Annotated in this window: 24 protein-coding genes; 11 read left to right on the top strand and 13 right to left on the bottom strand. The window is 64.5% G+C overall.

The genetic code is table 11. The annotated features are described in order from the left end of the window. Window positions 1-50 precede the first annotated feature (50 nt). From rlmH to J8I26_RS06175, 5 genes are all read right to left on the bottom strand, one after another. Window positions 51-521: a 23S rRNA (pseudouridine(1915)-N(3))-methyltransferase RlmH gene (rlmH, locus tag J8I26_RS06155; RefSeq protein WP_209605192.1), complete on the bottom strand. Its 471-nt coding sequence runs from the start codon at window positions 519-521 to the stop codon at window positions 51-53. Then, window positions 521-1,297, bottom strand: coding sequence for a ribosome silencing factor (gene rsfS / locus J8I26_RS06160; RefSeq protein ID WP_209605193.1), 777 nt, complete (start codon window positions 1,295-1,297; stop codon window positions 521-523). The genes rlmH and rsfS overlap by 1 nt, the downstream gene beginning before the upstream one ends. A gap of 4 nt (window positions 1,298-1,301) precedes the next feature. After that, a complete protein-coding gene (locus tag J8I26_RS06165) occupies window positions 1,302-1,967 on the bottom strand; it encodes a nicotinate-nucleotide adenylyltransferase (RefSeq protein ID WP_209605196.1) in 666 nt (221 codons plus the stop codon). After that, the gene (gene hemF / locus J8I26_RS06170) at window positions 1,967-2,887 is read right to left on the bottom strand and encodes an oxygen-dependent coproporphyrinogen oxidase (RefSeq protein WP_209605198.1); all 921 of its coding nucleotides are present in this window, start codon (window positions 2,885-2,887) and stop codon (window positions 1,967-1,969) included. The genes J8I26_RS06165 and hemF overlap by 1 nt, the downstream gene beginning before the upstream one ends. A 118-nt stretch (window positions 2,888-3,005) precedes the next feature. Then, window positions 3,006-3,836: a mechanosensitive ion channel family protein gene (locus J8I26_RS06175; protein WP_209605200.1), complete on the bottom strand. Its 831-nt coding sequence runs from the start codon at window positions 3,834-3,836 to the stop codon at window positions 3,006-3,008. A gap of 321 nt (window positions 3,837-4,157) precedes the next feature. Here J8I26_RS06175 and J8I26_RS06180 point away from each other — a divergent pair, with 321 nt between their 5' ends. Then, a complete protein-coding gene (locus J8I26_RS06180) occupies window positions 4,158-4,577 on the top strand; it encodes a nuclear transport factor 2 family protein (protein WP_245200189.1) in 420 nt (139 codons plus the stop codon). Between the two features lie 139 nt (window positions 4,578-4,716). On the opposite strand, the gene purD is transcribed toward J8I26_RS06180, so the two are convergent. Both purD and J8I26_RS06190 read right to left on the bottom strand, forming a co-directional pair. Further along, a complete protein-coding gene (gene purD / locus J8I26_RS06185) occupies window positions 4,717-5,985 on the bottom strand; it encodes a phosphoribosylamine--glycine ligase (protein ID WP_209605202.1) in 1,269 nt (422 codons plus the stop codon). A 46-nt stretch (window positions 5,986-6,031) separates the two neighbouring features. Beyond that, window positions 6,032-6,757, bottom strand: a complete 726-nt coding sequence (locus J8I26_RS06190; protein ID WP_209605205.1) for a YebC/PmpR family DNA-binding transcriptional regulator — start codon at window positions 6,755-6,757, stop codon at window positions 6,032-6,034. Window positions 6,758-6,908: 151 nt separating this feature from the next. On the opposite strand from J8I26_RS06190, the gene J8I26_RS06195 reads away from it, so the two are divergent. The 4 genes from J8I26_RS06195 (at window position 6,909) to J8I26_RS06210 (ending at window position 10,741) form a co-directional block, all read left to right on the top strand. Further along, complete coding sequence (locus J8I26_RS06195) at window positions 6,909-8,552, top strand: helicase HerA-like C-terminal domain-containing protein (protein WP_209605207.1); 1,644 nt, start codon at window positions 6,909-6,911, stop codon at window positions 8,550-8,552. Window positions 8,553-8,611: 59 nt separating this feature from the next. Then, window positions 8,612-9,526, top strand: a complete 915-nt coding sequence (locus J8I26_RS06200; RefSeq protein WP_209605209.1) for a DMT family transporter — start codon at window positions 8,612-8,614, stop codon at window positions 9,524-9,526. A gap of 74 nt (window positions 9,527-9,600) precedes the next feature. Next, window positions 9,601-10,575 carry a quinone oxidoreductase gene (locus J8I26_RS06205; protein WP_209605211.1) on the top strand — a complete coding sequence of 325 codons (975 nt, stop codon included), beginning with the start codon at window positions 9,601-9,603 and terminating at the stop codon, window positions 10,573-10,575. Between the two features lie 10 nt (window positions 10,576-10,585). Continuing rightward, entirely contained in the window at window positions 10,586-10,741 is a 156-nt protein-coding gene (locus J8I26_RS06210; protein ID WP_209605212.1) for a hypothetical protein, read from the top strand. A 14-nt stretch (window positions 10,742-10,755) separates the two neighbouring features. Here the strand turns inward: J8I26_RS06210 and J8I26_RS06215 are convergent, their stop codons facing one another. Next, the gene (locus tag J8I26_RS06215) at window positions 10,756-10,929 is read right to left on the bottom strand and encodes a hypothetical protein (protein ID WP_209605215.1); all 174 of its coding nucleotides are present in this window, start codon (window positions 10,927-10,929) and stop codon (window positions 10,756-10,758) included. A gap of 14 nt (window positions 10,930-10,943) precedes the next feature. Between J8I26_RS06215 and J8I26_RS06220 the strand changes: the two genes are divergently transcribed. Next, window positions 10,944-12,062, top strand: a complete 1,119-nt coding sequence (locus tag J8I26_RS06220; protein WP_209605217.1) for an ABC transporter substrate-binding protein — start codon at window positions 10,944-10,946, stop codon at window positions 12,060-12,062. Between the two features lie 13 nt (window positions 12,063-12,075). On the opposite strand, the gene J8I26_RS06225 is transcribed toward J8I26_RS06220, so the two are convergent. Then, a complete protein-coding gene (locus tag J8I26_RS06225) occupies window positions 12,076-12,729 on the bottom strand; it encodes a DUF4136 domain-containing protein (RefSeq protein ID WP_209605219.1) in 654 nt (217 codons plus the stop codon). Between the two features lie 457 nt (window positions 12,730-13,186). Here J8I26_RS06225 and pepN point away from each other — a divergent pair, with 457 nt between their 5' ends. Both pepN and J8I26_RS06235 read left to right on the top strand, forming a co-directional pair. After that, a complete protein-coding gene (gene pepN / locus J8I26_RS06230) occupies window positions 13,187-15,886 on the top strand; it encodes an aminopeptidase N (RefSeq protein ID WP_209605222.1) in 2,700 nt (899 codons plus the stop codon). Between the two features lie 32 nt (window positions 15,887-15,918). After that, the gene (locus J8I26_RS06235) at window positions 15,919-16,920 is read left to right on the top strand and encodes a class 1 fructose-bisphosphatase (protein WP_209605224.1); all 1,002 of its coding nucleotides are present in this window, start codon (window positions 15,919-15,921) and stop codon (window positions 16,918-16,920) included. A gap of 92 nt (window positions 16,921-17,012) precedes the next feature. Here J8I26_RS06235 and rarD read toward each other — a convergent pair whose 3' ends face one another. Together rarD and J8I26_RS06245 are read right to left on the bottom strand one after the other, a co-directional pair. Beyond that, window positions 17,013-17,906 (bottom strand): EamA family transporter RarD, encoded by an 894-nt coding sequence (gene rarD / locus J8I26_RS06240; RefSeq protein ID WP_209605226.1) that lies wholly within the window; start codon window positions 17,904-17,906, stop codon window positions 17,013-17,015. Between the two features lie 141 nt (window positions 17,907-18,047). Beyond that, window positions 18,048-19,637, bottom strand: coding sequence for a sensor domain-containing diguanylate cyclase (locus J8I26_RS06245; RefSeq protein WP_209605228.1), 1,590 nt, complete (start codon window positions 19,635-19,637; stop codon window positions 18,048-18,050). Between the two features lie 225 nt (window positions 19,638-19,862). Between J8I26_RS06245 and J8I26_RS06250 the strand changes: the two genes are divergently transcribed. Next, window positions 19,863-20,135: a hypothetical protein gene (locus tag J8I26_RS06250; RefSeq protein WP_209605230.1), complete on the top strand. Its 273-nt coding sequence runs from the start codon at window positions 19,863-19,865 to the stop codon at window positions 20,133-20,135. Between the two features lie 109 nt (window positions 20,136-20,244). Continuing rightward, complete coding sequence (locus J8I26_RS06255) at window positions 20,245-20,541, top strand: hypothetical protein (RefSeq protein WP_209605232.1); 297 nt, start codon at window positions 20,245-20,247, stop codon at window positions 20,539-20,541. Between the two features lie 139 nt (window positions 20,542-20,680). Here the strand turns inward: J8I26_RS06255 and J8I26_RS06260 are convergent, their stop codons facing one another. Continuing rightward, entirely contained in the window at window positions 20,681-20,950 is a 270-nt protein-coding gene (locus J8I26_RS06260; RefSeq protein WP_209605234.1) for a hypothetical protein, read from the bottom strand. 76 nt (window positions 20,951-21,026) lie between these two features. Then, window positions 21,027-21,335 carry a hypothetical protein gene (locus J8I26_RS06265; protein WP_209605236.1) on the bottom strand — a complete coding sequence of 103 codons (309 nt, stop codon included), beginning with the start codon at window positions 21,333-21,335 and terminating at the stop codon, window positions 21,027-21,029. Between the two features lie 419 nt (window positions 21,336-21,754). Between J8I26_RS06265 and J8I26_RS06270 the strand changes: the two genes are divergently transcribed. Then, complete coding sequence (locus J8I26_RS06270; protein WP_209605239.1) at window positions 21,755-22,666, top strand: LysR family transcriptional regulator; 912 nt, start codon at window positions 21,755-21,757, stop codon at window positions 22,664-22,666. Window positions 22,667-22,673: the final 7 nt, after the last annotated feature.

Raw genomic sequence — 22,673 nt, forward strand, 5'->3', positions numbered from 1 at the left:
ACTCGTTTCTGCGCCGGTCGTGGCCGGCGGCCATGTGAGATGGGCAGATCTCAGGCGCGGTGATACGGATGGTTCTGGGTGATCGACCACGCCCGGTACAGTTGTTCAGCCAGCATGACGCGCACCATGCCGTGCGGCAGGGTCATGCTGGAAATGCGGATCAGGGTGTCGGCGCCGGCCTTGAAGCCGGGATCGAGTCCGTCCGCGCCGCCGATGACGAAGGCGACGTCGCGTCCGTCCTGCTGCCACTGGACCAGGTTTTGCGAGAGCTGCACCGAGGTCCAGTCGCGGCCGCGTTCGTCGAGGGCGATAATGCGCGCGCCCTTGGGCAGCGCCGCCTCGATCTTCTCGCGCTCCTGCGCCATCACGGTTTCGGCCGTGCGGCTGCCGGAGCGTTCAACGGGTTTGATTTCTTTCAACAGGATCCGGCATTCAGGCGGCATGCGCTTGGCATATTCCTGAAAGCCGGTTTCGATCCACGCCGGCATCTTGTGGCCGACTGCAGCGATGACCAGCTGCATCAAGCCTTGGAGACGCGTTTGGACGCAGGCTTCTTGGCCGAGTTGCTCTTGGCTGCTGCCACGCGCACGGTCTTGCCGGTCGGGGTCTTGGGTGCTGCGGCCTTCTTGGTTGCGGGCTTGGCGGCCGACTTCGCAGCAGGCTTTGCCGCTGCAGTACCGGCCTTGGCCGCGCTGGCGCGGGTGGTGGTGGTCTTGGCGGCGGTGGCCTTGGTGCCGGTGGTGCGCGTGGTGGTGCCGGCGCGCGGGGTGCGGGTGGTCGTGGCGGCAGCTGCGGTGGCGCGCGGCTTGCGTGCCGGCTTCTTCGGCTCGTCGTCGTCATCCAGTGCCTGGCTGGCTTCGACCGCTTCGGCCTGGGCCTTGGTGCGGCGCATCTTCGGGGCCGGGCCATCCTCGGCGGCGGCGCGCTTGGCAGCGGCGGAGGTGCCGGTGCGTTTGGCGGCGCCCAGTTTCACTTCCTTGTCGCCCCAGATTTCTTCCAGGCGGTAATAGGCGCGGATGGCCGGCTGCATGATGTGGACGATCATGTCGCCCAGGTCGACCAGCACCCATTCACCGGTGTCTTCGCCTTCCATGCTGACGACATTGCCGCCCTTGGACTTGACCTTGTCGCGCACCGAGGCGGCCAGCGCCTTGGTTTGACGGTTCGAGGTGCCGGAGGCGATCGCCACGCGGTCGAACAGGCTGGTCAGGTGGGTGGTGTCGAAGATGCGGATTTCTTGCGCCTTGACGTCTTCAAGGGCGTCCACGACCAGGGTTTGCAGTTTTTTGATGTCCATTAGATTAGCTTTGGTACAGATGTTGTTGTTGGATATAGTCTAGCACCCCCGCCGGAATCAGCGAATCGGGGCGCAGGCCTTGTTGCAGCTGGGCACGGATTTCGGTCGACGAGATGTCGACCGCCAGCCCGGAGGCCAGGTAGCCGTATCCGTGCGTGGTGCTGCGAATGTCTTGGGGGCTGCCGGCGCGACGCTTGAACTCGTCCATCACCGCCGGCGGCACGTGGGCTTCGGCCAGCTCGAAGCCGGGGCGCGAAGCCGCGCACAGATGTGCGTAATCGAATAATTCCTGCCAGTGCTGCCAGGTGTCCAGGTGCAGCAGCTGGTCGGCGCCCATCAGAAATACGATGGAGACCTCGGGACCGAGTTCCGTACGCAGCGCGCGCAGGGTGTCGATGGTATAGGTCGCGCTGGTGCGGCGGATTTCCTGCTCATCAATGAACACCGGCACCTGCTGGGCGCTGAAGGCGCGCCGCACCATTTCCACCCGGTCGGCCGGGGTCGCTTGCAGGCCGTGTTTCTGCCAGGGGTTGCCGGCAGGAATCACGCGCAGCTCGTCGGGTTGCAGCAGTTGCACGAAGTGCTCGGCCAGCAGCACGTGGCCGGTGTGCACCGGATCGAAGCTGCCGCCCAGCACGGCGACGCAGCGCTTGGCCGCGCGCGGCGCCATTACAGCCATTCCTTGTGCACCAGGAAGTCGGAATACAGCTTTGCCTCGGCGCTGCCCGGTTCGGGATGCCAGTCATAGCGCCACTTCACCAGCGGCGGCATCGACATCAGGATGGACTCGGTACGGCCGCCCGACTGCAGGCCGAACAGCGTGCCGCGGTCGAACACCAGGTTGAATTCCACGTAACGTCCGCGGCGATAGGCCTGGAAGTCGCGCTCGCGTTCGCCGTAGGGCGTATCGCGGCGCTGTGCCAGGATGGGCAGGTAGGCGTCCAGGAAAGCGTCGCCCACGCTGCGCTGCATGGCGAAGGCTTGCTCGAAGGGCAGGGCGTTGAAATCGTCGAAGAAGATGCCGCCCACGCCGCGCGGCTCCTTGCGGTGCTTCAGGTAGAAGTACTCGTCGCACCATTTTTTGAAGCGCGGGTACAGCTCGTTGCCGTAGGGCTGCAGCGCATCGCGGCAGGTGCGATGGAAATGCTGCGCGTCCTGTTCGAAGCCGTAGTAGGGCGTCAGGTCCATGCCGCCGCCGAACCACCAGACCGGCTCTTCGCCTTCGGCATGGGTGCTGAAGAAGCGCACGTTCATGTGCACCGTCGGGATGTAGGGGTTGCGCGGATGCAGCACCAGCGACACCCCCATCGCCTCCCAGGCGCGCCCGGCGATCTGCGGACGGTTGGCCGCCGCCGAGGGCGGCAGGTTCTTGCCCATCACATGCGAGAAGCCCACGCCGCCGCGCTCCAGCACATTGCCTTCTTCCAGCAGGCGCGACGTCCCGCCGCCGCCTTCCGGGCGTTCCCAGGAATCGGAAAGGAAGGACTTGCCGTCCGCCTGTTCGAGGGCGGTGACGATGCGGTGTTGCAAATCCTGCAGGTAAGCTTTGACGGAAGAGGTGGCGCTTTGTGCGTTTGGGGAGGTGGTCACGGCGTGTCGCTCGAGGGCACGGTTACAAATACCCCGCGATTGTACCTTGCCGGGCCTGCTCCGGGGCGCTCAAACGAAAAGCCCGGCGGGCGCCGGGCTGGTTTGGTGGGACTTTCGGTCAGCTCTGCGGCGGCTGCGCCACAGGCACCGCCACCTGGTAGGTCGCGGGAGCCGGCCAGCCTTCCTTCAGGCAGACCTCGGCGATGGCGTTCTGTACGTCGTTGTAGACCTGGCCGAAGTTGGGCGTGGGGGCGTGGATGCGCAGCGCAATCAGGGTGCCGGTGGCGTTGAACTCCTGGATCGCGATGCCCGGCGCCGGGGTTTCCAGCACGTTGGGGATCTGCTTGATGCGCGCCATCAGCTTGGCCATGGCCTCCTGCGGGTCGACGCTGTAGGCGATCTGGCAACGCAGGTCGGTGCGGCGGGTGGCGTTGACGTTGTAGTTGATGATGTTGTCGGAGAACAGCTTGTTGTTGCCGATGATCACGCGCAGGTTGTTGTCGGTGGTGATGATGGTGGTCACCAGCCCGATGTCGGACACCGTGCCGGTCTGGCCGGCGGCGGTGATGTAGTCGCCCACCTTGAACGGGCGCAGCACCACCAGGAAGATGCCGGCCGCGAAGTTGGCCAAGAGGCCCGACCAGGCCACGCCCAGCGCCACGCCGACGGCGCCGATCATGGCGGCGAACGAGGTGGTGGGGATGCCGCACACTTCCAGGATGCCCATCACCAGCATGATGCGCAGGATCACGTGGATGGCCGAGATGGCGTAATTGATCAGCGTGGTCTCGAACTGGCGCGCGCTCAGCACGCGGCGCACCACCTTGGCAAAGGTGTTGATCAGCATGCCGCCGATGATCCAGATGGCGAGCGCGGCGAGCACCTTCAGGCCGAAGGGCACCAGGTAGAGGTTGATGAGCGTGTCGAGGTTCAGGAGGTGTTGTTGCATGCGGGGTTCCTTTTCTGCTTCTTGTGCTGGGAGGTGGCCGGCGGCGCGCTTGCCGCGGCGACAAGTCCGGGCCGTCCGGCAAGAGCTGTTTAGTATGCGCAGCGGCGCTTTTGTTGCAATATGCCCGCAATTTTAGGGGAAGAATCGTACTGGAACCAATCGCCTGTTCTGGTCGGCGCGGCTAACATCATGGACGCAATGCGCCGGCGCCGCAGGACGAACGCGCCTGCCGCCGGACCGGCGCAGCATGATTTTTTATCAACTACACCGGAAAAGATGATGAAACGAATGACATCGTGCCTGATCGGCATCACCGCGGCCATGAGCCTGACCGCCGGCGTCGCGCACGCAGGCAACACCGCGCAGGAAGAAGCCAACAAGAAGGCCGTGGTGGCCTTCTACGACATGGGGCTGAACCAGAAAAAGGCGCAGGAGGCGATCGACAAGTACGTGGGCAAGCAATACAAGCAACACAATCCCGGCGCGGCGGACGGCCCCGAGGGCTTCGTGAAGTTCATCCATTTCCTGAAAGAGAAATATCCCCAATCGCATAGCGAGATCAAGCAGGTCTTTGCCGACGGCGATTTCGTCATCCTGCACGTCCACGCAGTGCGCGAGCCGGGCACGCGCGGCAGCGCCATCATCGACATCTTCCGGTTGGACAACGGCAAGATCGTCGAGCACTGGGACGTCGTCCAGCCCATTCCCGACAAGACAGCCAACGACAACGGCATGTTCTGATCGCCTTTAGCGGCAGGGCCGTCGGCGTCAAGCCGCCTTGGGCCGACAAGAAAAATCCCCCGCGAAGCACGTAGCCTCGCGGGGGATTTTTTTGTTGCCAGCACTGTGGCCGGCTCACGCCGGCCTTCAGGCTTGGCGCTTAGCGCTTCAGGGCGCGCCAGCCGATGTCGCGGCGCATCTGCGAGCCTTCGAAATGGATCAAGTCGGCGGCGTCGTAGGCGTGCTTCTGCGCCACCTTCACGCTGTCGCCCAGGCCCACCACGCACAGCACGCGGCCGCCCGAGGTGGTCAGCTTGTCGCCGTTGAGGGTGGTGCCGGCGTGGAAGGTCACGCAGTCCGGCGTTTCGGCCGGAATGTCGGTGATCAGGTCGCCGTTGCGCGGGGTGTCGGGATAGTTGTAGGCGGCCATCACCACGCCCAGCGCGGTGCGGCGGTCCCACTCCAGCTCGACCTTGTCCAGCGTGCCCGACACCGCGTGCTCGAACACCGTCAGCAGGTCGGTCTTCAGGCGCGCCATGATGGGCTGGGTTTCCGGGTCGCCCATGCGGCAGTTGAATTCCAGCGTCTTGGGATTGCCTTCGGCGTCGATCATCAGGCCGGCGTACAGGAAGCCGGAGAACGGGATGCCGTCCTTGGCCATGCCTTGCACGGTGGGGACGATGATTTCGCGCATCACGCGCGCATGCAGCGCCGGGGTCACGATCGGGGCCGGCGAGTAGGCGCCCATGCCGCCGGTGTTGGGGCCCTGGTCGTTGTCCTGCAGGCGCTTGTGGTCCTGGCTGGTGGCCAGCGGCAGGATGTTCTTGCCGTCCACCATGACGATGAAGGAAGCTTCTTCGCCGGCCAGGAATTCCTCGATCACCACGCGTGCGCCGGCGTCGCCCAGCTTGTTGTCGGACAGCATCATGTCCACCGCCTGGTGCGCTTCTTCCAGCGTCATGGCGACCACCACGCCCTTGCCGGCGGCCAGGCCGTCGGCCTTGATCACGATCGGCGCGCCCTTCTTGGCGATGTAGTCATGCGCGGCGGCGACGTCCGAGAAGGTCTGGTACTCGGCGGTCGGGATCGCGTGGCGATGCATGAAGGCCTTGGCGAAGTCCTTGGAGCTTTCCAGCTGGGCCGCTTCCCTGGTGGGGCCGAAGATCTTCAGGCCGCGGGCGCGGAACACGTTGACGATGCCGGCTGCCAGCGGGGCTTCCGGGCCGACCACGGTCAGCGCCACGTGCTCCTGCTCGACGAAGTCGGCCAGCGCAGTGGGGTCGGTGATGGCGATGTTCTGCAGGCGCTCGTCCAGCGCGGTGCCGCCGTTGCCGGGAGCAACGAAGACCTTCTGGATGCGCGGCGACTTGGCGATGGACCAGGCCAGGGCGTGTTCACGGCCACCGGAGCCGACAACTAGGATTTTCATGTGGATTCGCTTTAAAAATGGAGCCGAGGGACGAGGCTGTTACTGGTTATTCTTCAATGACGGCATTGGTATAGAGCTCCTGGGTATCGTCCAGGTTCTCCAGCGCGTCCAGCAGCTTTTGCATCTTCACGCCGTCTTCGCCCGCGAACACGGTCTCGGTCGAGGGCTTCATGGTGATCTCGGCCACTTCGGCCTTGAAGCCGGCGGCTTCCATGGCGGCCTTTACAGCGGCGAAATCGTTGGGGCCGGTCAGCACTTCGATACCGCCTTCGTCGTCGGTCACCACGTCTTCGGCGCCGGCTTCCAGCGCAGCTTCCATGACGGCATTCTCGTCGGTGCCCGGGGCGTACATCAGCTGCCCGCAGTGCTTGAACAGGAAGGCCACCGAACCCTCGGTGCCCATGTTGCCGCCGAACTTGGAGAAGGCGTGGCGCACTTCGGCCACGGTACGCACGCGGTTGTCGGTCATGCAGTCGACGATGATGGCGGCGCCGTTGATGCCGTAGCCTTCATAGCGCACTTCTTCGTAGTTCACGCCGTCCAGGGCGCCGGTGCCGCGCTGGATGGCGCGGGTCACGTTGTCCTTGGGCATGTTGGCGTCGGAGGCGCGATCCACGGCCAGGCGCAGGCGCGGGTTGGAGTCGATGTCGCCGCCGCCCATGCGGGCCGCCACGGTGATTTCCTTGATCAGGCGGGTCCAGACGCGGCCGCGCTTCTCATCCTGACGGCCTTTACGGTGCTGAATATTGGCCCATTTGCTGTGTCCAGCCATGTTGAATCTTTCCTGCGAGATGGGGGTGATGCCAGAACGGAACTGATCAGAGGCCAATTTCGAAGATCTTGCGGCCATGTTCTGACTATAATCGGGCGGGCATTTTACCATACCGCCTCCCTCCGATTTCTCCCATGAATGGCTTGTTGACATGACAAATCCGCTCCCTATCGCCAGCAATTCCGACGGGCAACTCTGCCTGCTCCCGCAACTGGCCAACCGCCATGGCTGCATCACCGGCGCCACCGGCACTGGCAAGACCGTGACCCTGCAGGTGCTGGCCCAGGCTCTCTCGGACATCGGCGTGCCGGTGTTCATGGCCGACGTCAAGGGCGACCTGTCCGGGCTGGGCCGTGCCGGCACCGCCTCGCCCAAGGTCAGGGAGCGCCTGGCGCATCTGGGCATGGCCGAGCCGGCCTGGGCCGCCGCGCCCGTGGCGTTCTGGGATGTCTACGGCCAGAAAGGCCACCCGGTGCGCGCCACCATTTCCGACATGGGCCCGCTGATGCTGGCGCGCATGCTGAACCTGAACGACACCCAGCAGGGCGTGCTGCAGCTGGTGTTCAAGATCGCCGACGACAACGGTCTCTTGCTGCTGGACACCAAGGACCTGCGCGCCATGCTGCAGCACGTGGGCGAACACGCGGCCGAGTTCAAGACCGAATACGGCAACATTTCGGCGGCCAGCATCGGCGCCATCCAGCGCGGCCTGATCGCCATCGACGAGCAGGGCGGCGACCAGTTCTTCGGCGAACCGATGTTGAACATCGAAGACTGGATGCAGACCGATGCCAAGGGACGCGGCATCATCAACATCCTCGCCGCCGACCAGCTGATGAACGCGCCGCGCCTGTATTCCACCTTCCTGCTGTGGATGCTGTCCGAGCTGTTCGAGCACCTGCCCGAGGTAGGCGACCTCGACAAGCCCAAGATGGCCTTCTTCTTCGACGAGGCCCACCTGCTGTTCGACGAGGCGCCCAAGCCGCTGCTGCAAAAGATCGAGCAGGTGGTGCGCCTGATCCGTTCCAAGGGCGTGGGGGTGTACTTCGTCACCCAGAACCCGCTGGATATCCCCGACACCGTGCTGGGCCAGCTCGGCAACCGCGTGCAGCACGCGCTGCGGGCCTACACCCCGCGCGACCAGAAGGCGGTGGCGGCTGCGGCCGATACCTTCCGCGCCAATCCCAAACTGGACACCGCGCAAGCCATTACCGAGCTGGGCGTGGGCGAGGCGCTGGTGTCCTTCCTTGACGAGAAGGGCCGTCCCAACGTGGTCGAGCGCGGCTACATCCTTACACCGGCGTCGCAGATCGGTCCGGTCACCGACGATGAACGGCGCGCGCTGATGGCCGCCTCGCTGGTGGCCGGCATTTACGAGCAGGCGATCGACCGCGAGTCGGCCTACGAGCGCCTGAAGGGCCGCGCCGCGCAGCAGCCGGCGCCGTCTCAGGTACCCACGCCGACGCCATCGTCACCGGCCGACGACAATGCATGGGGCGCCTCTGCCGGTCGGGCGCAGACGTCGCCGGCGCAAGGTGCGCGCCCTTCCGGCGGCATGGCGCGTCCGGCGCCGCAGCAGCAATCCCAACCGCCGGGCCAGCCGCAAGATCAGGGTGGCGGCCTGGGCGACCTGCTGAAGGACGCCGCCGGCGGCATCTTCGGCAACGGCGGCGGCAGCCGCCGCAGCGACTCGCCGCTGCAGGCCATGGTGAAGTCGGCCGCGCGCAGCATCGGCTCGCAGGTCGGACGTGAGATCATCCGCGGCGTGCTGGGCTCGCTGATGAAGCGACGCTGATCCGCGGCGCGTTTCGGGCCGTCCGGCGCGTGAGCGACGGACGGTTTACAATCGCGGCCATGACCGCCATCGCCCAAAACGCTTCCCAACGCCAGGCCTTCCTCGGCGGCCTCCTGCTCGCCATCGTCGGCGCCATCTTCTTTTCCGCCAAGGCCATCGTCGCCAAGCTGATGTATCGCTACCAGGTCGACGCCGTGATGGTGATCACGCTGCGCATGGTGTTCGCCTTCCCGATGTTCTTCGCGGTCGCGATCTGGAAATCCCGCACCAACCCGCCGCTGGCGCGTGCCGACTATCTGCGCATCACGGTGCTGGGTTTGATGGGCTACTACCTTTCCAGTTTCCTCGACTTTCTCGGCCTGCAGTACATCTCGGCCGGGCTGGAGCGGCTGATCCTGTTTCTCACGCCGTCCTTCGTGATGCTGATCGCCTTCCTGTTTTTCAAGCGCCGTGTCGGCTGGATCGAATGGGCGGCGTTGCTGGTTTCTTATTTCGGCACCGTGCTGGTGCTCATGCACGACCTCAACACCGGCGGCAGCAACGTCATGCTGGGCAGCGTGCTGGTGCTGGGTTCGGCCTTTACCTATTCGATCTACCTGATTTCCTCCGGCGAGCTGGTGCGCCGGGTCGGCGCGGTGCGCTTGGTGGCCTACGCCATGTGCGTCTCCAGCGTGGCCTGCGTGATCCAGTTCTTTATCCTGCGCAGCCCAGGCGAGCTGTTCACTCAGGTGGCCGGCGTCTACCAGTTGTCGCTGTTCAATTCGGTGTTCTGCACCGTGCTGCCGGTGTTCCTGACCATGGTCGCGGTGGAGCGCATCGGCGCACCGACCGCGGCCCAGGCCGGCCTGGTCGGCCCGGTGTCGACCCTGTTCATGGGCGCGGCGCTGCTGGACGAACCGATCACCGGCATCCAGTTGACCGGCACCGCCCTGGTGCTGGCCGGCATGTGGCTGCTGTCGCGCAAGAAGGTATGACGGCCTGAAGACGCAATGCGGGTCGCTTGATTTATCCACATCCGAATTTCGATCGAAACGAGAAGGAGACAGACATGGCAAAAGCAATCCGCATCAACAAGACCGGCGGCCCTGAGGTGATGGAGTACGTCGACGTCGAAGTCGGCGAGCCGGGGCAGGGCGAGGTGCGCATCCGCCACGGCGCGGTGGGCCTGAACTTCATCGACTGCTACTTCCGCTCGGGCCTGTATCCGCAACCGCTGCCCGGCGGCCTGGGGCAGGAAGCCGCCGGCACCATTGAGGCGGTCGGGCCTGGCGTGACCGATTTCAAGGTCGGCGACCGGGTGGCCTACGCCGGCCGCCCCAACGGCGCCTATGCCGAGGAGCGCGTGATGCCGGCCGACATCCTGGTCAAGCTGCCGGACTCGATCAGCTTCGACACGGCCGCGGCCATGATGCTGCAAGGCATGACCGTGCAATACCTGCTGCGCCAGACCTATCAGGTCAAGGCCGGCGACACCATCCTGTTCCACGCCGCCGCCGGCGGCATCGGTCTTATTGCTTGCCAGTGGGCGCGCGCGCTGGGCGCGAACCTGATCGGCACCGTCAGCAGCGACGAGAAGGCGGCGCTGGCCAAGCAGCACGGCGCAGCCCATGTGATCAATTACAAGACCGAGAATTTTGTCGAGCGCGTCAAGGAAATCACCGGTGGAAAAGGCGTGCCGGTGGTGTACGACTCGATCGGCAAGGATACCTTCACAGGCTCGCTGGACTGCCTGCGCCCGCGCGGCATGATGGTCAGTTTCGGCAACGCCTCCGGCCCGGTGGCTCCGTTCGGCGCGTCCGAGCTGGCTTCGCGCGGCTCACTGTTCCTGACCCGTCCGTCCCTGGGCAATTACATCTCCACCCGCGAGGAGCTCAATGCCACGGCCGGCGACCTGTTCGCCATGGTGGAGAGCAAGCAGATCAGCATCGAGATCAACCAACGTTACGCCTTGAAGGACGTCGGCCAGGCGCACGCCGACCTGGAAGGCCGTCGTACCACCGGTTCCACCATCCTGGTGCCTTAAGGCGGGCGCCATGGACGGTCAACGGGATTCCCGACCCGGCCACCCGCCGGAGCAGCCCACCGGAGTCGACGGCGTGCCGCGCTTCGGGCGGCTGCTGGTAGTGCTGATCTGTGCGGTCTTGCTGATCGTGTTCATCACCTTCGCCAGTGAAGCGTATTTTTCGTGAGAATCTAGAATTTTTTAGATTTTTGGTGATGTTTTGTTGATTTTTCGATGCTGATGCGTGTAATTGGCGCTTTTTTCTGTCGCTGACTCGTCGTTTGGCGAAAGTGTTGCTGTCATATCTTGCTCTTGTTTGGACAGCTGCATTTTCGCGGAGGCGGTAAATGGGATGGTTGGCGAGATATCGCGCATGTCCAGTACTGTGCATGTTGTGGGCGCTGCTGGCATTCGCCGATGCGGATGCCGGCGCCAGGGACGGCGTCGGCGATACCCAGATACTGCTGGGCCAGTCCGCGGCACTGTCGGGGCCTTCCGGCGAATTGGGCAAGCTGTTCCTGGAAGGCGCCCGAAGCTACTTCGACAAGATTAACGCCCAAGGCGGCGTGCATGGCCGCAAGATCCGGCTGCTCAGCCTGGATGATCAGTACGAACCCGACAAGACCGTCGTCAACACCCTGCAGTTGATCCATCAGGAGAAGGTGTTCGCGTTGTTCGGTTACGTCGGCACCGCCACCGTCGCCGCCGCCATGCCGTTGATCGAGGGGGCCGGCGTGCCGCTGTTCGCGCCCATGTCGGGCGCGCGTTTCCTGCGCGAGCCTTTCAATGCACTGGTGTTCAACGTGCGCGCCAGCTACGCCCGCGAAACCGATTATCTGCTGCGCCAGCTGCAAGGCAACGGTCATCGCAACATTGCGGTTTTCTACCAGAACGATGAATTCGGAAAGTCTACTTTAGAGCTCCTGCGCGGCCGGGTCGACCGATATGGCCTGAAGCTGGTCGGTGCAGTGGCGGTCGAGCGCAATAGCGAGGACGCCCGGACGGCCGCAAAAGCGCTGCTGGCGATGGGGCCCGAAGTGGTGATCCTTGTGGCTTCCTATCCATCGGCGGCGGCGCTGATCACGCGCATGCGGCGCGCCGGCTACTACGGCGGCTTCTCCAACTACTCTTTCGTGGGCAGCCAATCCCTGTCCGCACGTCTGAAGCACGGCGGCGCCGGCATCGTGGTTACGCAGGTGGTGCCGTTTCCGTGGAAGCCGCACCTGCCGATCGTCTACGAATATCAGAAGGCCTTCGGCCAGGCCGAGGGCGGGCAGTACAGTTTCGTCGGGCTGGAAGGATTCATCGCTGCGCGGGCGCTGGTGGAGGGCTTGCGGCGCGCCGGCCGTCAGCTCACGCGCGAGGGGTTGCAGCGCGCGCTGGAAACCATCAATCCCGCTAACTACGACGGCGGCGGCTTCCCGCTGCGCTTTTCGCCGGGCAATCACAACGGCTCCGACTTCGTCGACCTGACCGCGATCGGCCAGGACGGACGCTTCATCAACTAGCCGGCTGCCCGGTTCAAGGGGCCGGCTTGCCGTCCTTGTCTACCTTGATCGAGATATGGCGCGTCACGCCGCTGGGGCCGGGAAAGTCAGAGAAGGCAGCGCGCACCATGTAGGGCATCGCGGCCGCCAATCCGCCGCGGCTGCCGTCGCTATCCACCACCACGTCATACAGCTGCTTGCCGTCGCCGGCGTTGGCGATGCCGATCTGCAGCCGGCGCAGGAACACCGGATAGCTGGTGGTCTGCATCGGGCCGCCGTACCAGAGCGGATCGTAGAAGGGGCCGTAAGGGCCGTAAAAACCGTAAGGGCGCGGGCCGAAACGGCCCCAGCCCGGCGGCGGGCCGTAGAAGAAGGGATCGTAGGCCGGGCGGCTGACCACCACCTGTTCGGTGTTCATGCCGTAGCGAAAGCTCACCGTCAGCTGGGCCGCCTTGCGATCCGGCGCCTCGGAAAAGCCCAGCGCCTGTAGCTGTTGGCGGATCAAGCGGGCATAGTTGTCATATTCAAGATTGCCTTCCTGTTCCTTGGCGGGGGTGAAGACATAAGACTTTCCGGTGGCATCGGCGGGCCAGGCATGGAAGGCGGTGACGTTGCTTTCGATCACGGAGGCACAGCCGGACAGCAGCAGGCTGGCGGCCGCGATGAAGGAAAAGAGCCAGCGTTTCATGGAAATCTCCAATACAAGGTACGCAGTTGCGAGGGGCCGGGCGGCAGGCTGGGCGGAACAAAGTGGTGGTGGCCGTGACGGCCCGATGCGGGTTCGACCCGCATGGCGCGCTTTTTATCCCGTCAGGCTGCTCAAGGTGGGGCGAGGCGGCGGCGCGCAAGCTCCATTGTAGTGCGTCGGCGCGCGGCAGGCGCATGGCCGGTGTCCGGCCGGCGTCAATTCCCGTAAAAACCTTCCCGCCGGGCGGCAAGCGCGGCGAACGATCGCCGCGCCGGCTGGTCAGTCAAGCAGGCACAGGCGCGGATTTGTAAGCGCGCACGCCGCGTTGATTGGTAAAATCGGGCCTTGGCCGCATTTGCTATCCCGTGCTATCCGTTTTCCATCCGCCGTGATTGCGCCGTGATCGCCACCGCAGTTCAATCGCCGTACTCCCAATTCATTTCCCGGACAGGTTTCCATGCGCACCGATACGCCTCAGACGATCTACCGTAAAGACTACGCCGCCCCCAATTTCCTGATCGACACCGTCGAGATGGGCTTCGACCTCGATCCCGCCGCGACCCGCGTGGCCACCCGCATTTCCATGCGCCGCAACCCGGCCGCCGCCGCTAGCGACATCGTGCTCTTCGGCGAAGAGCTGGAGCTGGTCGCGTTGCGCGTGAACGGCAAGACGTTGGCCAAGGGCGCCTATCGCCTGGCCGGCGGCGTGCTGACCATCCCCGGCGCCCCGGCCAAGGCCGTGCTGGAGATCGAGACCATCACCCGTCCCGAGCAGAACACCTCGCTGATGGGCCTGTATGTCTCCAACGGCAACTTCTTCACCCAGTGCGAGGCCGAGGGCTTCCGCAAGATCACCTACTTCCCGGATCGCCCGGACGTGATGGCCAAGTACACCGTCATGCTGCGCGCCGACCGCGCCAAGTACCCGGTGCTGCTGTCCAACGGCAACCTGATCGAAGAAGGTGAGCTGCCCGACGGCCGTCACTACGCCAAGTGGGAAGACCCGTTCAAGAAGCCGTCCTACCTCTTTGCCCTGGTCGCCGGCAACCTGGTCTGCCAGGAAGAAACCGTGCGGCTGAAGTCCGGCCGCGACGCCCTGTTGCAGGTGTGGGTGGAAGCCGGCAACCTGGACAAGACCCAGCACGCGATGGATTCGCTGAAGAACAGCATCGATTGGGACGTCAAGCGCTTCGGCCTGGATCTGGATCTCGACCGCTTCATGATCGTCGCCGTCGGCGACTTCAACATGGGCGCGATGGAAAACAAGGGCCTGAACATCTTCAACACCAAATACGTGCTGGCCAACCCGCGCATCGCCACCGATGTCGACTTCGCCAACATCGAGGCGGTGGTCGGCCACGAATATTTCCATAACTGGACCGGCAACCGCGTCACTTGCCGCGACTGGTTCCAGCTGTCCCTGAAGGAAGGCCTGACCGTCTTCCGCGACCAGGAATTCTCGGCCGACATGATCGGCACCGACAGCGGCCGCGCCGTCAAGCGCATCGACGACGTGCGCGTGCTGCGCCAGGCGCAGTTCCCGGAAGACGCCGGCCCGATGGCGCACCCGGTGCGTCCCGACTCCTACGTCGAGATCAACAACTTCTACACCGTCACCGTGTACGAAAAAGGCGCCGAAGTGGTGCGCATGTACCAGACCCTGCTGGGTCGCGACGGCTTCCGCAAGGGCATGGACCTGTACTTCGAACGGCATGACGGCCAGGCCGTCACCTGCGACGATTTCCGCGCCGCCATGGCCGACGCCAACAAGCGCGACCTGAGCCAGTTCGAGCGCTGGTACAGCCAGTCCGGCACGCCGCAGGTCGACGTCAGCACCCGCTATGACGCCAAGGCACAAGTGTTCGAGCTGACCCTGGAGCAAAGTTGCCCGCCCACGGCCGGCCAGAAGAAAAAGCAGCCCTACCACATCCCGGTGGCGGTCGGGCTGCTGGACGCCAAGGGCCGCGACCTGGCGCTGACGCTGGAAGGCGAGAAGCCGGCCGGCAAGTCCGCCGCCACCACCCGCGTGCTGGAACTGACCAAGGCCAAGCAGACCTTCCGCTTCACCAACGTCGCCGAAAAGCCGGTGCCGTCCATCCTGCGCGGCTTCTCCGCGCCGGTGGTGCTGAAGTACGACTACAGTGACGCCGAACTGGCCTTCCTGATGGCGCACGACAGCGACGCCTTCAACCGGTGGGAAGCCGGCCAGCGCCTGGCCACCCGCCGCCTGCTGAACCTGACGGTGGCGGTGCAGGCCGCACGCCAGTCGGGCCATGTGGTGGCGGTCGATACCGTGCTGAACAACATCGAGCAGGACGGCGCCCTGGCCGACGCGCTGCGCGCCACGCTCAACGACGCCGCGCTGGATCCTGCCTTCCGCGAGCTGGTGCTGACCTTGCCCTCCGAGACCATGATCGCCGAGCAGATGGAAGTGATCGACCCGCACGCCATCCACGTGGCGCGCCAGTTCCTGCGCCGCTCGCTGGCGCGCGAGCTGCGCGACGACCTGCTGGCCGTTTATCACGCCAACCAGACCCCGGGCGACTACAGCCCCGACGCCGGCTCCTCCGGCCGCCGCGCGCTGAAGAACGTGGCGCTGTCCTACCTGGCCGAACTGGATGATGCCGAGGCGCTGAAGCTGGCTCAGCAGCAGGACGTCGCCGCCAACAACATGACCGACCGCCTGGCTGCGCTGTCGGCGCTGGTCAACAGCGCCGCCGCCGGCAAGAGCGAGGTGCTGCAGCGTTTCTACAGCGAGTTCGAGGACGAAGCGCTGGTCATCGACAAGTGGTTCACGCTGCAGGCCACGGCGCGCAACGCCGACGTCAACACCGTGCGCACCCTGATCGAGCACCCGGCGTTCACGCTCAAGAACCCGAACCGCGCGCGCAGCCTGATCTTCAGCTTCTGCAACGGCAATCCCTCGGCCTTCCACGCGGCCGACGGCAACGGCTACAGCTTCTGGGCCGAGCAGGTGATCGCATTGAACGCCACCAATCCGCAAGTCGCCGCGCGCCTGGCGCGCAGCCTCGACCGCTGGCGCAAGTACACTCCGGCGCTGCAGGAAAAAATGCGCCTGGCGCTGCAGCAGGTGGCGTCCGCGCCCAAGCTCTCGCGCGATGTCTCGGAAGTGATCACCAAATCGCTCTCCAACTGAACGAATTCATTCAATAAACAAGGAAGACCACCATGAAACGCATCAGCCTCACGCAACACCTGATCGAGCAACAGCGCCTGCACAACAAGATCCCGTCCGAACTGCGCCTGCTGATCGAAGTCGTCGGTCGCGCCTGCAAGTCGATCTCGCACGCCGTCGGCAAGGGCGCGCTGGGCGAGGTGCTGGGCACCGCCGGCAGCGAGAACGTGCAGGGCGAAGTGCAGAAAAAGCTGGACGTGATCTCCAACGAGATCCTGCTGGAAGCCAACGAATGGGGCGGCCACCTGGCGGCCATGGCCTCCGAGGAAATGGAGACCATCCACCGTATCCCCAACCGTTACCCCAAGGGCGAATACCTGCTGATGTTCGACCCGCTGGACGGCTCCTCCAACATCGACGTCAACGTCTCCATCGGCACCATCTTCTCGGTGCTGAAGGCGCCGGACGGCATGACCGAGCCGACCGAAAAAGACTTCATGCAGCCCGGCACCAAGCAGGTTGCCGCCGGCTACGCCGTCTACGGCCCGCAAACCGTGCTGGTGCTGACCACCGGCGACGGCGTGCACTGCTTCACGCTGGACCGTGAAATGGGCGCCTGGGTGTTGACGCAAAAGGATATCCAGATCCCGGCCGACACCAAGGAGTTCGCCATCAACGCCTCCAACCAGCGCCACTGGTTCCCGCCGGTCAAGCGTTACGTGGACGAAATGCTGGAAGGTTCCACCGGCCCGCGCGGCAAGGACTTCAACATGCGCTGGATCGCCTCCATGGTGGCCGACGTGCATCGCATCCTGAACCGCGGCGGCATCTTCATGTACCCGGCCGACGCCCGTGAACCGGGCAAGCCGGGCAAGCTGCGCCTGATGTACGAAGCCAACCCGATGGCCTTCATCGTCGAGCAGGCCGGCGGCGCCGCCACCGACGGCAACCAGCGCATCCTCGACATCCAGCCCGAGAAGCTGCACCAGCGCGTGGCCGTGTTCCTGGGCTCGAAGAACGAAGTCGAGCGCGTCACCTCGTATCACAAGCAGTAATCAGCAACAGGAACCCCGGCAGCATCGCGCTGCCCGGCCGAATGAAAAACGGCGCCCGCGGGCGCCGTTTTTTTTACAGGTAGAGCATGGTCTCAGCTCGCCGGCCGGCGCATCAGGCGCACGCTGTGCAGCGCGGTCAGCGCCACCGACAGCCAGATCGGCACGTAGGTGCCCAGTTGCGCCGGCTGCAGCGATTCGCCCAGCACCGCCATGGCCACCAGCACCAGCAGCACCGGTTCGACATAACCGAGAATGCCGAACAGGCCCATCGGCAGCAGCTTGCCCGAGCGCAGGTAGCAGGCCAGCGCCACCATGCTGACCACACCCAGGCCGGGCAGCAGCAGGTACATCGCCGGCGTTTGCACGGTCGCCGCGAAGGAGCCGTTGAGCGCCAGCGCGACAGCTGCCACCGGCACCAGCAGCAACAGCTCGATGGCGAAGATCATCAGCGAGTCCATGCGCAGGCGGCGGCGCAGCACGAAGTAGGGTGGATAGCCCAGCGCCACCAGCAGCGTCGGCCACGAGAAGGCGCGCGTCATCCACAGTTCATGGGCGACGCCGAGCAAGGCGCACAGCACCGCCAGGCGTTGCACCAGATCCAGTCGCTCACCGTAGTAAAAGCGTCCCACCAGCACCATGGCCAGCGGCAGCAGGAAGTAGCCAAGCGACACCTCCAGCGCGCGCCCGTTCACCGGCGCCCACAGGAACAACCACTGCTGCACGCCCAGCATTGCCGCCATCGCGACCAGCGCCAGCAGCTTGCGCGGCTGGCAGAACACTTCGGCGCAGGCGGCGCGCAGCTGGTCGCCGTGGCGGCGCCAGGCGATCAGCACCAGTACTGCGATGGTAGTGCACAGGATGCGCCAGGAAAAGATATCCAGGCCGTCCAGCGGCGCCAGCAGGCGCGTGTAACCCGAGAGGAAGGCGAACAGGGCCGAGGCGAACACGGACAAGCCGATGCCGCGACTGATTTCATGCTGGTTCATTGAGTGCCGATCGATGCCGCCCGCGCCGGATGGCGCAGGCAAAGCGCGATTTTACGGCATGCAGCCGGATCGGCCTCTTCTTGTTTCCTGCTTCCCGCCTTTCGCGCCTTGAACGGAGCGCGGCGGTACGGTCAACCGCGCTCAGCTGTTTTCCGCGCTGCGCGAGGGCTTGGACTTGCGCGGCTCGTCGCGGGAGTTACTCTTCAGATTGGCCGGATAGGTGACGATGCGGTCGCGCCCGCTTTGCTTGGCCTGGTACAGGGCCTGGTCGGCATGCTCGATCAGGGTGAGCACACTATCGTTCTCCTGCACCGGGTGCAGCGAGGCGACGCCGATGCTCACCGTCACGTGGCCGTTCTTGGCGCCGGAGTGCGGCAGGCGCAGTTCCGCGATGGACTGGCGCAGGTTGTAGGCAATCGACATGGCGCCGTGGATATCGCAGTCCGGCAGCACCAGCGCGAACTCCTCGCCGCCATAACGTGCAGCCAGGTCGCGCGAGCGCTTGCGCGCCGCGCCGATGGCGCGCGCCACGGTCTTGAGGCATTCGTCACCCTTGGTGTGGCCGTAGATATCGTTGTACAACTTGAAGTGATCGACATCGATCATCACCAGCGACAGCGCGCCCTTGTCCTTGCCCTGGCGCAGCAGCTCGGCGGCCAGCGTGCGGTCGAAGTGGCGGCGGTTGGGCAGGCCGGTCAGACCGTCGTGCATGGCCAGCTGGACCAGCGTGGCATTGAGCTGATCGGACTTGGTGCGGGCCGTCACCGCTTCATATTCGGAGCGCACCTGCGTCTTGATCTGGCGCACCATGCGTCGCCCCATGGTGGCCAGCACGCCCGCCAGGAACAGCACGCCGATGGTGCGCAGATAGGCGTCGTGTCGCCAGTTGGCCAGCACTTCATCCTTGGACACCGCAACAGTAATGAACATCGGATAGCGGCGCAGGTGAACGAAACTGTTGATGCGCAGTTCGCCGTCCGACGGCGCCACCAGCTCCACCGTGCCGCGATCGCTCTTGGAGGCGTAGTCGCGGAACAGCGGGACGTTGGTGAGATCCTTGCCGGTTGTGGCGCTGTCGCGTGTGCGGCGGATCAGTGAGGTGCCGCTGTTGAGCGCGAACAGCACCGCGCCGCGACGACCGACGTCGAAGTTCTGGTAGTAGTTCTTGAAGTACTCCAGCGACAACGTGGCCAGCACCACGCCGCCGAAGGCGCCATCCGGCTTGTTGATGCGGCGGCTGATCGTGAAGATCCATTCGTCGGTGGAGCGGCTTTGCACCGGCGGGCCGACGTGCGGCAGCGGATCGCTATGCGTCTTGTGATAAATGAAGTAGGCGCGGTCGGAGTTGTTGTACTGCGTCTGCAGCGTGCGTTGCGAGCTCACCAGCCAGCGGCCGCTCTCGTCATAGACGAAGATGCCATGCAGCTGCGGCAACTCGTTGACTTGCGACATCAACTGACGGCCGATGCGCTGCAGCGAACGCTCGTTCAGGCCATCCTCGGCCACATGTTCCAGCAGCACCTGCAGCGCCAGGTCGGCTTCGTGATAGGTCTGGTCGGCATGCTGCGCCAGGCCCTGCGCCATGTTGGAGGTATCCACCCGCGCTTCCTTGAGCAGGTCCTCGCGCGCCTGCCAGGTGCGCCAGCCGTCCAGCCCGACCAGGGCGAGGCAGGCCAGCACCACGAAGAGTGTGGCGATGCAGACAGGTGAAGTTCTCTTTTTGAAGAACATGACGGACCCCTTGGCGGGTTTGGCTTGGACGATGGTCGGTGGCCGCGGCCTTGTCGGCGCTGTCATCGATGCTGTCCAGCAGCTTAGTAGATGGCCCGCATTTTTGGCATAGGGGTTTACCTGAGCGTTGGAGGCAGCGCCCCGATCAGGGAAATCCCGATGTTGTTTTACCACCTTCGTCATTACGCTCTCATTTGTCAACGGCCATGTGCCGAAGGAGCCACGATGAATACCACCGACAAGAAAGTCAGCAAGCGCGCGCTGAAGAACGTTTCAGTACAGCAATTGGAAACCGCCATTGCCGCAGCCCTCTACAAGATCACCGCCGAGAAATACCACGTCGACATCAAGCGCTTTGATCTCGATATCGCCATGGGCCTGGCACACCACGATGGCGCCGTTATCGAAATGAGCATCGTCGATACGCCGCTTACCTGCCCCGTCAGCGAAGCCCTGAAAGCCAAGCCGGAATGTGTGCCCGAGCCGCAGCAGGGTTGAGTTTTCCCCGGGAAATTCTCCGATCCCTTTCGCTCACGCCCACCCTAACTTTGCCTGCGCTCGCCCGGCCGCAGCGCGTTCGCCGTGTGGCGAAAGGACCGTAGACATCATGCATCAGCAGGAACAACAGCAACCTGCGCAGGACAGCTTGCTGGACGGTGAAGCAGTGCGCCAGATAGAAGGCCGCTTCCAGTGCAGTATGGCCGGAAGGAAATACGAATACCTGGCCAGCTATGTCGGCGAACGTTCGGTTGACTGGCATGCCACGATACGTTGCGGGTATTGTTTTAGCTGGTTCTCTGGCACGTTGTCGCACAACACGCATCGCGGCGCGCAATTGGAGCAGGCGGTGCGTGCGCACGTGCTGGCTGCGATCGCGTTGATGGACGTGTGCCGTGAAGTTTGATCTTCGTCAGTGAGCCGGTTGGGCGGGCGATGTACTACCGAGGTATCCGGCACGAAAAAACATGAAAAAAAGCCCCGTTGAGACGGGGCTTTTTCACGACGGCAACGGGACGTTGATACCGCCCGAGCGAGGGGTTGCCTCACTGGCTACCGGTGCCGGCTGCCGGTTGCGGCTTGGAGGAGGTCTCCGCCGGGCCGTTGGCGCCGTTCTGGTTGCGCTCACGCTTCATCTGCTTGCGCTGTTTCTTCTGCTGCTTTTTTTCCTGCTTCATCTGCTTGGCGGAGTCCGCGCTCTGGGCCGAACTGTCGCTGCCGGCAGCAGGCGCCGGTGCGGCGCTTTGCGCCATGGCGCCGGTGCTCAGCGCGCCGGCGGTGAGCAGGACGCCCAGCAGTTTAATGTGATGTTTCATTTCGTTCTCCCGTCTTGTGGGTGGAGTCGGTTACCGGAGCGCCATGCGCCCCGGCGTTGTTGCTTTTACTGATCGATCAGGAGCCCGGCGAAGTGCCCATCGGGCCGTCCTTCATGTCGCGTGCGTAGTTGTTGGGACGGCCGCGCATCTCGGAATTGCTATGGTCAACGTACTGGCCGTTCTGACCCTGCTCCTGCGAGTAGCTCGGCGAGGTGGTCGGTTCGCCCTGATAGTTGTAGTACTGCGTCTGGCTGCTGGTCGAATCGTATTGCTGCTGCGGCGCCGAACGGGCGCCGTAGCCGCCCTGGTCATAGGACTGGGCGTAAGCGCCGGTGGCAAAAGCGGCGCCGGCCAACAAAGCTGCAGTGATGATCTTCTTGGACATGGCTGTTCTCCTTTCGTTGGTCGCTCCGCTGTCTGCGGAAACGTAAAGTCATGATAGGAAAGCGCCGAGCCTGCGACAGTCGGAAACTCCAGCTTGTTCATGTCGGACGATTCTTGCGCGTCTGACAGCAAAGCCGGGCCGTAAGACGGCGACACGCGCCTCGATGATGAACCCTTCAAATCGAGGCGCCGATCGCGGTTGTCCCGCAACGCCGCGACAGCGCAGGGATTGCGGGCCACGCAAATGCGAACTCGGCAGCAACGCATCGCCTGGTTGCCCTGGCAAGCCGATGCTGACAACAGCGCCGCGTTTCGTTACAAAACATTACGGCGCAGTGCGACGCACAGTCGCTTCGCACAAGGCAGAGTCCTATTCAGGCGTTACACTGCCGGCACAAGAACCAGACAGGAGACGCGACAATGGATATCCGATACGTGCAGAGCTTCGTGGCGGTGGTGGAGGGCGGGTCGCTCGCCGCTGCCGCGCGCAAGCTCGACCTCACTGCAGCCGCGGTCGCGGCGCGCGTGCGCTCATTGGAAGAAGATCTCGGCGCGGCGCTGATCCAACGCTCCGGGCGGTCGGTGCGGCCCACCGCGCAAGGCATCAAGGTGCTGGAGAGCGCACATGTGCTGCTGCGTTCGGCGCGCGACATGCAGGCGCTGGCGCGTGACGGCCAGGCCGAGGTCGGCGAGCTGCGGCTGGGTGTATTTTCATCGGCCATGACCAATGTGCTGCCTTCGTTGCTGCAAGGTTTCTACCGCAGCTATCCGCACGCCAGCCTGTACGTCGAGCCGGGCGCCTCGGTCGAGTTGTGCAGCCAGGTTGCCGCCGGCGAGCTGGACGCGGCGGTGGTGGTGGAGCCGCAGTTCGCCATCCCCAAGACCTGCGAATGGATCGTGTTGATGGAGGAGCCGCTCGTAGTCATTGCCCCGGCCGGCGTCACCGGCAGAGACGCCCATGCGCTGCTGCGCAACGAACCCTTCATCCGCTACAACCGGCATGTGCTCGGCGGTCAGCTGGCCGACCGCTACCTGCGCGACCACGACATCGTGCCGCACCAGCGGCTGGAGATCGACAGCCTGCTGGCCATCGCCGCCATGGTGGGCAAAGGGCTGGGGGTATCCCTGTTGCCGGACTGGTCGCAATTGTGGGAGGGTGGGCAATCGCTGGTGAAGATCGAGCTGCCGGATCGCCCGCCGGTGCGTCGCGTCGGCCTGATCGTCGCCAGCCAGTCGCCGCGCGTGGCGCTGGCGCGAATGTTCGCCGAGCAGGCCTTGCTGGCTTTCGGCAACAACGCTGGCGCGGCCACGGCGGTCGAGCGGGCCGGCTGAGAATCAT

This window comes from Herbaspirillum sp. LeCh32-8 (assembly GCF_017814915.1).
In the GTDB taxonomy this organism is placed as follows: domain Bacteria; phylum Pseudomonadota; class Gammaproteobacteria; order Burkholderiales; family Burkholderiaceae_D; genus Herbaspirillum.